General features: G+C 43.0%; 12 protein-coding genes. All 12 read left to right on the top strand.

Translation table 11 applies throughout. The annotated features are described in order from the left end of the window. Nucleotides 1-14 precede the first annotated feature (14 nt). The 12 genes from G4407_RS09740 (at nt 15) to radA (ending at nt 14057) form a co-directional block, all read left to right on the top strand. Nucleotides 15-578: a TetR family transcriptional regulator gene (locus G4407_RS09740; RefSeq protein ID WP_022220520.1), complete on the top strand. Its 564-nt coding sequence runs from the start codon at nt 15-17 to the stop codon at nt 576-578. 252 nt (nt 579-830) lie between these two features. Continuing rightward, nucleotides 831-1049 (top strand): cation transporter, encoded by a 219-nt coding sequence (locus G4407_RS09735; protein WP_055156100.1) that lies wholly within the window; start codon nt 831-833, stop codon nt 1047-1049. Nucleotides 1050-1082: 33 nt separating this feature from the next. Beyond that, nucleotides 1083-2963: a heavy metal translocating P-type ATPase gene (locus tag G4407_RS09730; protein WP_173688745.1), complete on the top strand. Its 1881-nt coding sequence runs from the start codon at nt 1083-1085 to the stop codon at nt 2961-2963. 373 nt (nt 2964-3336) lie between these two features. After that, nucleotides 3337-4200, top strand: a complete 864-nt coding sequence (locus G4407_RS09725; protein WP_173688744.1) for a putative manganese transporter — start codon at nt 3337-3339, stop codon at nt 4198-4200. A 56-nt stretch (nt 4201-4256) separates the two neighbouring features. Beyond that, on the top strand, nt 4257-4721 hold the full coding sequence (mscL, locus tag G4407_RS09720) for a large conductance mechanosensitive channel protein MscL (RefSeq protein WP_173688743.1): 465 nt from the start codon (nt 4257-4259) through the stop codon (nt 4719-4721). Between the two features lie 42 nt (nt 4722-4763). Then, nucleotides 4764-5849 carry a tryptophan--tRNA ligase gene (trpS, locus tag G4407_RS09715; RefSeq protein WP_173688742.1) on the top strand — a complete coding sequence of 362 codons (1086 nt, stop codon included), beginning with the start codon at nt 4764-4766 and terminating at the stop codon, nt 5847-5849. A 34-nt stretch (nt 5850-5883) separates the two neighbouring features. Further along, nucleotides 5884-7230, top strand: coding sequence for a phosphoglucosamine mutase (gene glmM, locus G4407_RS09710; protein WP_173688741.1), 1347 nt, complete (start codon nt 5884-5886; stop codon nt 7228-7230). A 204-nt stretch (nt 7231-7434) separates the two neighbouring features. Next, entirely contained in the window at nt 7435-8985 is a 1551-nt protein-coding gene (hcp, locus tag G4407_RS09705; RefSeq protein WP_420315001.1) for a hydroxylamine reductase, read from the top strand. A 194-nt stretch (nt 8986-9179) separates the two neighbouring features. After that, a complete protein-coding gene (locus G4407_RS09700; RefSeq protein WP_008368566.1) occupies nt 9180-9554 on the top strand; it encodes a GntR family transcriptional regulator in 375 nt (124 codons plus the stop codon). Nucleotides 9555-9579: 25 nt separating this feature from the next. Continuing rightward, nucleotides 9580-12027, top strand: coding sequence for an ATP-dependent Clp protease ATP-binding subunit (locus G4407_RS09695; RefSeq protein ID WP_173688739.1), 2448 nt, complete (start codon nt 9580-9582; stop codon nt 12025-12027). 103 nt (nt 12028-12130) lie between these two features. Next, a complete protein-coding gene (locus tag G4407_RS09690; protein WP_173688738.1) occupies nt 12131-12541 on the top strand; it encodes an endosialidase in 411 nt (136 codons plus the stop codon). A gap of 157 nt (nt 12542-12698) precedes the next feature. Further along, nucleotides 12699-14057 (top strand): DNA repair protein RadA, encoded by a 1359-nt coding sequence (gene radA / locus G4407_RS09685; RefSeq protein WP_173688737.1) that lies wholly within the window; start codon nt 12699-12701, stop codon nt 14055-14057. Nucleotides 14058-14428 lie beyond the last annotated feature (371 nt).

Below are 14428 nucleotides of genomic sequence, written 5' to 3'. Positions count from 1 at the left end.
AAAGAGGACAACACATGGAAAGAAAAAGAGAATTAACAAAAATCCTGCTTGCGGAAAGCTTTAAGGAACTACTGATAAAAGGATCTTTTGATAAGATAACGATTAAAATGATCACAGATCAGGCGGGAGTTATCAGACCGACTTTTTATAATTACTTTCAGGATAAGTATGAAGTGATGGAATGGCTTCTGGAGACGGAGGTTTTTCAGCATATCCGTGAGATGACTGAAGACGGGATGGAAAGAGAAGCCATTTATCTGCTGTTCCGGAAGATGGAGAAAGACCGGATTTATTATCAGAAAGCATTTGAAGCGACCGGTCAGAATGGGTTTGAGGAAATTCTTGAAAAGAAGATCCGTCAGCTGATCGAAGAGATGGTGGGCAGACATAAGATCAAGCTTGAGAAGCTTCAGGGAATCAAAGACAAAAAGATTTTTCTGGAGTTCCATACGATCACCGTTGTAACCGGACTCAAATACTGGCTGACCAGCCGGGATATCCATCTGTCGGCGGATGAAGCGATGGAGTATTATCTGTTCCTGATGTCGCATCCTATTTTGGAGCTGCTTGAAAAGTAAAGAACAAAATATAAATTCGAGAAGAATCTGGGAAAATCCGGGTTCTTCTTTTTGTTTTTTTGTCAGAAAATTCTGATAGAGCGTTCTGATAAATAAAAGGGAATACGTTCTGGAGAGGTATATTCTTTTGAAATTGTAGAAAATAAAAAATGTTATCTAAACTGCTTGACGGATTTCTATTACAGAGTTATTATGAACATATGAACAGTTGCGCATATGTTCAGTGAGAAAAAATTTCAGGAGGAAAGAAAGATGAAGAAAAAATTTAAAATGGTAGACCTTGATTGCGCAAACTGTGCAGCAAAAATGGAAGATGCAATCAAAAAGATTGATGGTGTAAATGATGCAACGGTAAGTTTTATGATGCAGAAGCTTACGATTGATGCAGATGATGCAAGATTTGATGAGATCATGCAGGAAGTCGTTGCTGTATGCAAGAAGGTAGAGCCGGACTGCCAGATTCAGCTGTAAAACCGGAAAAGGTATGAAAGGGGAGAGGCTTCTATGATGAAAAAACAGAAAATAATGCTGTATCGTATTATCGCAGCAGCAGTTATCTATGTTCCTCTTTTTGTACTGGAACATATGGGAAAACTGGAATTTCAGTCCGAAATGCCGGTGCAGTTTTTGTTGTTTATGATCCCTTATCTGATCGTGGGATGGGACATCATTTACCGGGCTGTACGTAATATCAGTCATGGTCAGGTATTTGATGAGAACTTTCTGATGTGTATTGCAACGTTTGGTGCACTTGGAGTAAAGGAATATTCGGAAGCGGTAGCAGTTATGCTGTTCTATCAGATCGGGGAGTTATTCCAGAGTTATGCAGTCAACCGCTCCCGCCAGTCAATCAGTGCAATGATGGATATCTGTCCGGAATATGCAAATATTGAAGAAGACGGAAAGCTCAAACAGGTTGATCCGGATGATGTAGAGATCGGTACAGAGATCGTCATCAAAGCAGGCGAGAGAGTTCCTCTCGATGGTGTGGTCGTATCGGGAACATCCTTTGTAGATACATCTGCTCTGACCGGAGAGTCGGTTCCGCGAGAAGTAACAGAAGGTTCCGAGATTATCAGCGGTTGTGTAAATGGAAGCGGACTCCTTAAGGTGCGCACAACGAAAGAGTTTGATGATTCTACAGTTGCGAAGATCCTGGAACTGGTTGAAAATGCCAGCAGCAAAAAGGCACATGTAGAGAATTTCATTACAAAGTTTGCAAAATACTATACGCCGATCGTGGTTTGCGCGGCAGTTGTACTTGCATTCCTTCCGCCAATCATTCTTGGTGGCGGATTTGCAGAATGGATTCAGAGAGCATGTATTTTCCTTGTAATCTCCTGCCCATGTGCACTGGTAATCTCCGTTCCACTTGGTTTCTTTGGAGGAATCGGAGCAGCATCCAAACAGGGCGTTCTGGTAAAGGGAAGCAATTATCTGGAAGCACTCTCTGAGATGAAAACGATTGTATTTGATAAGACTGGTACACTGACAAAGGGTGAATTCGTTGTATCAGAAGTTATTCCGAACGGATGGGAAAAAGAAGGACTGCTTGAAGTGGCAGCCCTTGCGGAAGGCTATTCCGATCATCCAATCTCAGCAGCACTCAAGAAAGCGTACGAAGAAGCAGAGCTTGGTGAGCTGTCTATGGACAGAGTGGAACAGACTGAAGAAATCGCCGGACACGGAATCAAGGCAAAGATCGACGGAAGAGTTGTCTATACCGGAAATGCAAAGCTGATGGAAGAAGAAGGCGTGGAATATGAGCCATGCGCAATCCCTGGTACGGTCGTATATCTGGCGGCTGAAAAAGAATTCCTCGGAACCATCATAATTTCTGATACGGTCAAACCGGAAGCCAAACGTGCGATCGCACAGCTCAAAAAAAGCGGTGTCAAAAAGACAGTTATGCTTACCGGTGACAGAAAAGATGTCGGTGAAGCAGTGGCAGAAAGCCTTGGAATCGATGAAGTCTACACAGATCTCCTTCCGGGGGATAAGGTAGATAAGGTTGAAGCACTTCTCGGAGAACTTGGTGAGAAAGAAAAGCTCGGTTTTGTTGGTGATGGTATCAATGATGCACCGGTACTCTCCAGAGCTGATATCGGAATCGCAATGGGAAGCATGGGATCCGACGCAGCAATCGAAGCCGCAGATGTTGTTCTGATGGATGATAATATCCTTAAGATATCCTCCATTATGAGAATTGCAGGAAAAACTCTCCAGATCGTACATCAGAATATCGTCTTTGCCCTCGGTGTCAAAGTTCTGGTCCTCATCCTGGGAGCCCTCGGCATGGCCAACATGTGGGAAGCCGTCTTTGCCGACGTAGGAGTATCCGTAATCGCAATTCTGAACTCCATGAGAACACTGAAAGTAAAATAGATGTCAAAAGCATAAAGTAAAACAAGAAAGAATTATCCTTAACGTGATGGGGATAATTCTTTTTTGTTGCTATAGAAAACGTACCGGGGCTACTGGTCTGGTTCTCACCAATAAAGTAGAAGGGCAAAGCAGCAGAAATAAATGGGATAAATTCTATTTTGTGCAATGGAGATGAAACTCAAAAATCGTGGAAGCCTTTGCTGAACACGATTTTCGCCCTAAGAGGTTCATCGGAATGGTTTGCACAACTTGAATTTATCCCATTTATTTCTGTTGCTTTGCCACACTAATTTATTCTACTTGCATTTTTGGCGGTGACAGTGTAAAATGACAAAACGGATTAGAATAGTGAAACCAAGAAGGGAGATACAAGATGGAACTGTTTATAGATATACTAAAAGATACAACAATTGACACTGTGAAACTAATACCTTTCCTTTTTCTAACATACCTTGCGATGGAATATCTGGAGAATAAAGCCGGTCAGAAGACGGTGCGGATGCTTCTTGGAGCAGGGAAAAAAGGGCCTGTGATCGGTGGAATCCTGGGCGTTGTTCCGCAGTGCGGATTTTCAGCAGCGGCAGCAAATCTGTATTCCGGCGGAGTCATCACAGTTGGAACGATGATCGCTGTTTTTCTGTCTACATCAGATGAGATGCTTCCGATCCTGATCTCAGAGCAGGCGGATGTCCGTAAGATCATGGCAATTTTAATCGGAAAGATCATCGTTGGTATTGTTGCAGGTATTCTGGTTGATATCGGAGTGCGGGTGCTGGGCAAAGGATACCAGAGAGGGCTGCATATTCATGATATCTGTGAGCATGACCACTGTCACTGCGAAGAGGGAAGCATTGTAAAATCAGCGCTCATCCATTCGGTACAGATTCTGGTATTTATATATGTAATTTCTTTTGTGTTAAATGCTATTGTGGAGTGGATTGGAATGGAACAGGTCATGAACGTGGTGACTCATTATCCGATTGCCGGAATTTTTCTGGCTGGTCTTGTCGGCCTGATCCCGAACTGCGCAGCTTCTATTGCAATTACGAAATTTTATCTTGAGGGAGTCTTAAATGTCGGAAGTATGTTTGCCGGGCTTTTGTCATGTGCCGGAATCGGACTGATCGTACTTTTTAAGACGAACCATGGTTGGAAGAAGAATATGATGATCGTCGCAACACTTTACGGAATCAGTGTAGTGTGCGGAATTATAGTGGAAATCCTGTTTGGAATGTAGTACAATATCCTTATATGGCGCAGAAGCCTAAAAGGAACGAAAGAAGAGGATTTGAGATGGCTAAGAAAGGATTTATTGCAGAATTCAAAGAGTTTATTGCAAGGGGAAATGTAATGGATCTTGCAGTCGGCGTTATTATTGGTGGTGCATTCCAGTCGATTGTGAATTCTCTTGTAAATGATATGATCATGCCGGTGATCAGTCTTCTGACTGGTGGAGTCAATTTTTCCAACTGGGTGATCCGGATCGGATCCGGTGAGAATGACACGATCAATTATGGCAATTTTATTACAGCAGTGATCAACTTTCTTCTGATGGCACTTGTTATTTTCTGTTTTGTAAAAGTGATGAACAATCTTGCTTCAAGAACAGAAAAGCTGCTTAAGAAGGAAGAAGAAGCTCCGGCAGCACCGGCTACGAAGATCTGCCCGTACTGCATGTCAGAAATCCCGATCGCGGCAACCAGATGTGCATACTGTACATCTGAGCTTCCGGCTGAGGATACGGACAAAGAAGAATAAAGAAAAGACAGGAATAATAAGACAGAGAGGAACATAAAAACAATGGAGAAAATTATTTTAACAGGTGACAGGCCAACCGGACGGCTTCATGTCGGACATTATGTTGGATCATTAAAGCGAAGAGTAGAACTGCAGAATTCCGGAGAATATGACAAGATCTTTATTATGATCGCAGATGCACAGGCGCTGACCGATAATGCAGATAACCCGGAAAAGGTACGTCAGAATATTATTGAGGTTGCACTGGATTATCTGTCATGCGGACTGGATCCGGAGAAATCCACGATTTTCATCCAGTCACAAGTACCGGAACTGACAGAACTTTCTTTTTATTATATGAATCTGGTTACGGTATCCCGTCTTCAGAGAAACCCAACGGTTAAATCGGAGATCCAGATGCGTAATTTTGAGGCAAGTATTCCGGTAGGATTCTTTACTTATCCGATCAGCCAGGCGGCAGATATCACAGCGTTTAAGGCAACGACTGTACCGGTAGGTGAGGATCAGCTTCCGATGATCGAACAGTGCCGTGAGATCGTACACAAATTCAACAGTGTATATGGAGAAGCACTGGTTATGCCGAAAGCGCTGATTCCGGAGAACGAAAGCTGTTGCCGCCTTCCAGGAACGGATGGAAAAGCAAAGATGAGTAAATCTCTTGGCAACTGTATCTATCTGTCTGATTCCGAGGAAGAAGTAAGACAGAAGATCATGGGAATGTATACAGATCCGAATCATTTGAAGGTATCTGATCCGGGACAGGTAGAAGGAAATTCCGTTTTCACTTATCTGGATGCATTCTGTACAGATGAACATTTTGAAAAATATCTGCCGGATTATAAGAATCTGGATGAATTGAAGGATCATTACAGACGTGGCGGACTTGGTGATGTTAAGGTTAAGAAGTTCCTGAATGCGGTTATGCAGGAAGAGCTTGCACCGATCCGTGCAAGAAGAAAAGAACTGGAGAAGAAGATTCCGGAGATCTATGAGATCCTTCATAAAGGAAGTGTTGAAGCTGAAAAAGTGGCAGCACAGACTTTAAAAGAAGTAAAAGATGCGATGAAGATCAACTATTTTGAAGATCAGCAGCTGATCCGGGAACAGACAGCAAGATTTGCAGAATAAAGAAAGGCTTTAAGCCGGAGGAGAGATAATAATTATGGGTAAATATTTCGGAACAGATGGATTCCGTGGAGAAGCCAATGTAGTACTGACGGTAGAGCATGCGTTTAAGGTAGGACGTTATCTTGGCTGGTATTACGGACAGGAACACAAGGCAAGAATCGTGATCGGTAAAGATACCAGAAGAAGCAGCTATATGTTTGAATATGCGCTGGCAGCAGGGCTTACTGCGTCAGGAGCAGACGCATATCTTCTTCATGTGACGACAACTCCAAGCGTGTCTTACGTGGTAAGAACCGAAGATTTTGACTGCGGAATCATGATTTCCGCAAGCCATAACCCGTACTATGATAATGGAATCAAAGTGATCAACAGTAAAGGTCAGAAGCTGGAAGCAGAAGTAGAAGCCAAAGTGGAAGCTTATATTGATGGGGAATCCGGAGAAATTCCGCTTGCCAAGAAAGAGGCGATCGGAAGAACTGTAGATTATGCAGCAGGAAGAAACCGTTATATCGGACATTTGATCAGTCTGGCAACCCGTTCTTTTAAAGATGTGAAAGTCGGACTGGACTGTTCCAACGGAAGTTCTTCAAGTATTGCCAAAAGCGTATTTGATGCACTGGGAGCAAAGACTTATGTGATCAACAATGAGCCGGATGGAACCAACATCAACACAAATTGCGGTTCTACACATATTAACGTACTTCGGGAATATGTAAAAGAAAATGGTCTGGATGTCGGATTTGCATACGATGGAGATGCAGACCGCTGTATCGCTGTTGATGAGAATGGAAATGTTGTTGACGGGGATCTGATCCTTTATGTGTGTGGCAAATATATGAAAGAACATGGTCAGTTAAAAGACGATACCATCGTTACTACTATCATGTCGAATCTTGGACTTTATAAAGCATGCGACAAGATTGGCATGAAGTACGAAAAGACACAGGTCGGCGACAAATATGTCTATGAGAACATGGTCAAGAATGGATTTATGCTGGGCGGCGAACAGTCCGGACATATTATTTTCAGTAAGCATGCAACGACAGGAGATGGTATTCTGACGTCTCTGATGCTGATGGAAGTCATTATGGAGACTAAGCAGTCTTTGGGACAGCTGACAGAAGAGGTGAAGATCTATCCACAGCTTCTGAAAAATGTGCGTGTAGCAGATAAGAAGACAGCAAGGGAGAATCCGGAAGTGGTCAAAGCAGTTGATGCAGTTGCAGAAGCACTTGGAGATGACGGAAGAATCCTTGTCCGTGAAAGTGGAACGGAACCGGTAATCCGTGTCATGGTAGAAGCGGCGACGGATGAGCTTTGCGAAAAGTATGTGGCTCAGGTAATCGATGTGATTGAAAAAGAAGGACTCATCGTAGAATAAAAAATCTGATATAGAATCGTGCAGAAAAGGATAGTTTGCAGATGAAAGTCTGTGGGGCTATCCTTTTTTTAGTTTGCGAACCATAGTCGGGATGTTTGAAAAATATTATTTGAACAGCAAAAAAGAAAAATGTTCTGCCGGTATAGATTTTCTATATTCTGACATGCTATTAAAAAAAGTATGGAGGAAAAAGAAATGGATGAAATGTTTTGCTTTCAATGTCAGCAGACCGCTCATAACACGGGCTGCGAAGGGCATGCAGGTGTATGTGGGAAAAAGTCGGATACAGCAAATCTTCAAGATGAACTGACTGGTGAACTGATCCGGCTGGCAAGGGCAGTTACTGAAAATGAAAGAAGCAGATCTTCGGATGAACTGATGTTAAAGGGTCTGTTTACTACGATTACTAATGTAAATTTCAACAGTGATACAGTGAAAAAACTGTCAGATGAAATCAGAGAAGAAGCAGAAAACAGAAAACCAGGAAAAGAAGCTTATAATGTACAGAAGATCTGGGAGGCACCGGAAGATATCCGTTCGTTAAAGTCATTGATCTTGTTTGGCTTACGAGGAACTGCAGCATATGCTTATCATGCATGGGCACTGGGATATGTGGATGCGGAGATTATGAATTTCTTTTATAAGGGAATGCGTATTCTGGGAGAAGAAAAAGGGATGGAAGAACTGCTTCCGGTAGTCATAGAAACCGGTAAAGTCAACCTGCGCTGCATGGAACTTCTGGATAAAGCAAACACGGAAAGCTATGGAGATCCAGTTCCGACAGAAGTTCCGCTTACGATAGAAAAGGGACCGTTTATTGTAGTCAGTGGTCATGATCTGCATGATATGAAGCTGCTTCTGGAGCAGACTGAAGATAAAGGCATCAATATTTATACGCACAGTGAAATGCTTCCGGCACACGGATATCCAAAATTAAAGGAATATCCGCATCTGAAAGGCAATTTCGGAACGGCATGGCAGAGTCAGCAATTTGAGTTTCATAATATTCCTGCGCCAATTTTATTTACGACAAATTGTCTGATGCCAGTCAGACAGAGCTATGCAGACCGGGTATTTACAACTTCGGTGGTGTCTTATCCGGAGATGGTTCATATTGGTGCGGACAAAGATTTCACTCCGGTTATTGCAAAAGCGTTGGAATGCGGTGGATATCCGGAAGATCATCCGATGACAGGGATCAATGGAGGAACAACCGTGATGACCGGATTTGCACACAACGCAGTTCTGGAAAATGCAGGAAAGATCGTGGATCTTGTAAAGAGAGGGAAGATTCGGCATTTCTTTTTGATCGGAGGATGTGACGGAGCGGCACCGGGACGAAGTTATTATACAGAATTTGCCAAAAAGACACCGATGGATACGATTATCCTGACGCTGGCGTGTGGGAAATACAGATTGAATGATCTGAAGCTCGGAGAAATTGAGGGGATTCCAAGAATTTTGGATATGGGACAGTGTAATGATGCGTACAGTGCGATTAAAGTTGCAATCGCTCTTGCAGAAGCGTTAGGGTGTGAGGTAAATGAACTTCCACTGTCTATGATCCTGTCATGGTATGAACAGAAAGCGGTTGCAATTCTGCTGACACTTCTGGCACTCGGAATCAAAAATATTTATCTGGGTCCGACGCTTCCGGCGTTTGTGTCACCGAATGTTCTGAATTACCTGGTGCAAGAGTATCAGATTACCCCGATCAGTACAGTAGATGAGGATCTGAAGAAAATTTTAGGTTGAAGAAGTTCACCGTGAGAGAAAGAAAGCTGAAATAAGAAATGAAAAGCATTACTTCTGGAACAGAAAGCACAAAAAGTGTGAGTAAGAAGAGGTAGTGCTTTTTTACATACTGTTTCCTTTACAAAAAGTGTCGTCTGTGCTAACATAAATATAACAATGGCGATGCCGGTACAATAGAAAAAGGAGTGCGTTTTATGCTGATTGAAATTGATTTTAACAGTGATGAGGCGATTTATATACAGCTCAGGAATCAGATTATTATGGGAATTGCCACTTCGACGATTCATGAAGGTGATACTTTGCCGTCTGTGAGACAGCTGGCAGATAATATCGGGATCAATATGCATACAGTGAATAAGGCATACAATGTCTTGCGGCAGGAAGGTTTTCTTCAGCTCGACAGACGAAGAGGTGCGGTGATCTGTATTGATGAAGATAAACTGGAAGCTCTGCAGGATCTGAAAGAGCAGCTTCGGGTACTTCTGGCAAAAGGAAGCTGCAAAAACATTACGAAAGAAGAAGTTCATGAACTGGTAGATGAGATCTATGCAGATTATGAACAGAGATAGATTGAAAAAAGGAGACTAAAATTATATGGCAGAAAAGCAATATACAAGGCAGGCGCAGGAAGCGCTGAATATGGCACGGAAGATTGCAGCCGAACTGAAGCATCCGTATGTCGGGACAGAACATCTTCTTTTCGGGCTTAAGAGGGTTTTTACCGGAGTTGCAGGGCAGGTGCTTGATAAGAATAAAGTCGATGAAGAACAGATGGAAAAAGCAATGGATATCCTTGTATCTGCTCCTGAGGCAGCTAAGAAGGAAAGAAAGTATCTGGAGTACAGTCCGAGACTTCGGTATATTCTGGAAGAAAGTCAGAATGAGGCAGCGCAGCTTGCATCTGAAAAAGTCGGAACCGAACATCTTCTGCTTGCAATGCTCAAAGATGGAGATTGTGTGGCTACCCGTATGTTGATGACCCTGAATGTAAATATTCAAAAGCTTTTTCAGGATCTTCTGCTTGCGGCGGGAATTGATCCGAAAGAGTATATGGAGAATCAGAAGGACGGGGAAACTGTTGGCGGAATTATAGACCAGTACAGTACGGATCTGACACAGGAAGCAAGAGAAGGAAAGCTGGACCCGGTTATTGGACGTGAAAAAGAAATTGCACGTATCATGGAGATCCTGAGCCGACGGACCAAGAATAATCCGTGCCTTGTGGGAGAGCCGGGAGTCGGTAAGACAGCAATCGTGGAAGGACTTGCAAGACAGATCGCGGAAGGAATTGTTCCGGAAAGCATGAAAGATAAGCGGATCATGGTGCTGGATCTTCCGGGAATGATCGCAGGCTCCAAATATCGTGGTGAATTTGAAGAGCGTATGAAAAAACTGATCCGTGAGGTAAAGACAGCGGGCAATATTATCCTTTTCTTAGATGAACTTCACACCATTATCGGTGCTGGCGGTGCAGAGGGCGCGATTGATGCATCCAATATTCTGAAACCATCTCTGGCAAGAGGGGAGATGCAGCTGATCGGTGCGACAACTCTTACGGAATACCGCAAGTATATTGAGAAGGATGCGGCTCTGGAACGAAGATTCCAGCCGGTTACGGTTGAAGAACCGACGGAAGACGAGTGTGTCCGGATCCTGGAAGGTCTGAAAGAAAAATATGAGGCTCATCATGATGTAGAAATTGAAGAGGACGCGTTGAAAGCGGCAGTACATATGTCATGCCGTTATATCAATGACCGTTTTCTTCCGGATAAGGCAATTGATGTGTTGGATGAAAGCTGTTCAAAAGTAAAACTTCGCGGATTTAAAGTGCCGGAGAATATTGTTGGGACAGAAATCCGCTGTGGAAAGCTGGAGCAGGAAAAAGAAGCGGCGCTGAAAGCAGGAAATATTGAAAAGGCATCGGAGCTCCACAGAGAACAGAAGGAAGCAGAAAAGAAATTAGAGCAGGCGAAAAAGCGTTTCAATAAAAAGAATGAAAAGAAAAAGGTTCCGGTAACCGAAGAAGATGTTGCGGATGTAATTTCTATGTGGACACGAATCCCGGTAACAAGACTGAATGAATCTGAGAGCGAACGCTTGAAAAAGCTGGATAAAACACTGGAGAAGCGTGTGATCGGTCAGGAAGAGGCAATCCAGGCACTTTCCAAAGCAGTAAAACGAGGAAGAGTGGGATTAAAAGATCCGGCACGTCCGATCGGTTCATTCTTATTCCTCGGACCTACCGGTGTTGGTAAGACAGAGCTTTCCAAAGCTCTTGCAGAAGCACTTTTTGGAAATGAAGAAGACATGATCCGGGTAGATATGTCCGAATATATGGAGAAGCACAGTGTATCCAAGATGATCGGCTCGCCTCCGGGATATGTGGGACATGAGGATGGCGGACAGCTCAGCGAGAAAGTACGCAGAAATCCATATTCGGTCATTCTGTTTGATGAGATTGAGAAAGCACATCCGGATGTGTTTAATATTTTACTTCAGGTACTGGATGACGGGCATATTACGGATTCGCAGGGAAGAAAAGTAGATTTCCGCAATACGGTTATCATTATGACATCCAATGCAGGGGCAAAGGCGATCATTGAACCGAAGAAGCTTGGATTCACCCAGCAGGAAGACCAGAAGGCGGATTACAAGCGTATGAAAGCAAATGTGATGGACGAAGTAAAGCAGTTATTCCGTCCAGAGTTCCTGAACCGTATTGATGAGATCATCGTATTCCATCCGCTGAATGAGGACAATATGAAGAAGATCGTAGGGCTGATGTGTAAAGAAGTTGTGCAGAGAGCAAAAGAGCAGCTTGAAATTACACTGATTGTGCGTGATTCTGTGAAGAAGCATATTGTTGAGACCGGAAGTGACAAGAAGTATGGTGCAAGACCGCTGAGAAGGGCAGTACAGAGCCAGCTGGAAGACAAACTTGCAGAAGCACTTCTGAATGGTGAGATCAAACGTGGAGACCATGTGGAAGCCGGTATTTCTAAAAAGGAAATAAAATTTACAGTCAGAGAGATAAACGACTAGCAAAAGAAGAAGTTTTATTATATAATAAAAAAAACGGGTCAGACGTGTGAAAATTTAACAGTCTGTAAGTCGAAAGAGAAAGACCATTAGGAGGATTTGAACAATGACAGTAGTCAAAGAGCTCATCAGAAATGAATTAGACGGAACACTTAGTTTCGGTGATTACACTCTGGATACAAAGACAAAAAAGGATGGATTTGAATTTCAGGGAGATATATATAAAGTAAAGACATTCAAAGAGATTACAAAGCTTGAGAAGAATGGAATGTTCGTATATGAATCTGTTCCGGGAACTGCAGTAGAGCATTTTGAAGTATCAGAAGATGTGATCTCATTTAAAGTATCAGGGACAGGAGATGCACAGATCACACTGGAACTTGAACCGGATACAGATTATATTGTATATATGAATGATATGAATGTTGGTGATATGAAGACAAACTTAAGCGCAAAGCTCAGTGTAAGTGCAGAACTTGGAAAAGAAAGCGTTGAGATCAAGGTCGTAAGAAAGTAGGACAATGATTACAGCAAGAATTGTCTGAAGTACATAGGTATTTAAGAAAAGTAAAAGAGTCTGCTTCGGCAGGCTCTTTCTTTACCGGAAGTATACAAACTGGGAACAGGCAAGAGAAGCAGTTGGTAATTTTTTAACATAGATAAGGAGCTGGAATATGGCGAAGGCAAAAAAATCGGTTTTTTTCTGCCAGAATTGTGGGCATGAAGAATCAAAATGGCTGGGGCAGTGCCCAATGTGCAAGGAATGGAACTCTTTCGTGGAAGAGCGTGTGACAACGTCAAAAACGGCAGCGGTTAAAGCGGCAAAAGAGATTCGTATTGTACCATTGTCCGAAGTAAAGACAGAGAATGAAGAGCGGGTGGCAACCGAGATTAAAGAACTGGATCGTGTACTGGGAGGCGGAATCGTACCGGGCTCTCTTATTTTAGTAGGCGGTGATCCGGGAATCGGTAAGTCAACGCTGCTCCTGCAGGTGTGTCAGAAACTGGCAAAAAAAGAACGAAAAGTTTTGTACATATCAGGGGAAGAATCGCTTCGCCAGATCAAATTGCGTGCACAGAGGATGGGAGAATTTAATGATCATCTGCTTTTGCTTTGTGAGACTAATCTGGAACTGATCCGCAATGTGATTGAAAAGGAAAAGCCAGATACTGTGATCATTGATTCGATTCAGACAATGTACAGTGAAGAAGTCGGTTCTGCGCCGGGAAGTGTGTCGCAGGTCAGAGAGGCAACAAATACGCTGATGCAGCTTGCAAAAGGGCTTGGAATTTCGATTTTTATTGTCGGACATGTTACAAAAGAAGGAACTGTCGCCGGACCAAGAGTATTGGAACATATGGTAGATACGGTTTTGTATTTTGAAGGAGACAGACATGCATCTTACCGGATTCTTCGAGGAGTGAAAAACCGTTTTGGTTCGACGAATGAGATTGGTGTATTTGAAATGCGAAGAGATGGACTGCGTGAGGTGGAAAATCCGTCGGAATTTATGCTGAATGGAAGACCGGAAAATGCATCCGGATCTGTTGTGGCATGTTCGATGGAAGGAACACGTCCGATCTTGCTGGAAATCCAGGCTTTGGTATGCGAAAGCAATTTCGGAATGCCGAGAAGAACAGCAGCAGGAACAGATTACAACAGGGTGAATCTTCTGATGGCAGTTCTGGAAAAAAGGATTGGATATCATCTTGGAAATTATGATGCCTATGTGAATATTGCCGGAGGTATCAAGATCAATGAACCCGCGATAGACCTTGGAATCGTGATGGCGATCGTATCAAGTTATAAGAACAGACCATTTGATGAACGGACGATTGTGTTTGGAGAAGTAGGATTAAGCGGAGAAGTCCGCGCGGTAAATATGCCGGAACAGCGGGTGGCAGAGGCGAAGAAGCTTGGATTTGAGAAATGTATTGTACCGGAAGTGTCTCTGGATAGCGTGAAGAGTATTGGTGGGATCAAAATCATTGGAGTGAAAAGTATTAACGAGGCAATTGGACTGATTGAGTAAGAGAATATGTAAAGAGGGAACCGGATGGCGGAACAGGAATACTGAACTGCAAAAATGTCAGAATATTCTGAATTGCGCAAAATATAAAAACAACATTGACAATTCAGGAAAGTCGTGATAAGATAACATTCGTTCGCTGATCGAGACAGAGACTAAGGAGTGGCATGCAGGGATCACGAAGTGGACAAAGAAAAAACTGTTGACAAGCTTAGATGGATATGGTATTCTGTTAAAGCTGTCGCGTGAGGAACTGCTTCACAACAGCAAAAAAGAAATAAAAAAGTTGTTGACAAACATGAAACGCTTTGATATAATATTAAAGCTGTCGCATGAAACGACAACAACAAAAAAGAACATTGATAACTGAACAA

The organism is Allocoprococcus comes, from assembly GCF_013300725.1.
In the GTDB taxonomy this organism is placed as follows: domain Bacteria; phylum Bacillota; class Clostridia; order Lachnospirales; family Lachnospiraceae; genus Allocoprococcus; species Allocoprococcus comes_A.
This window is presented reverse-complemented; position numbering and strand designations above follow the sequence as displayed.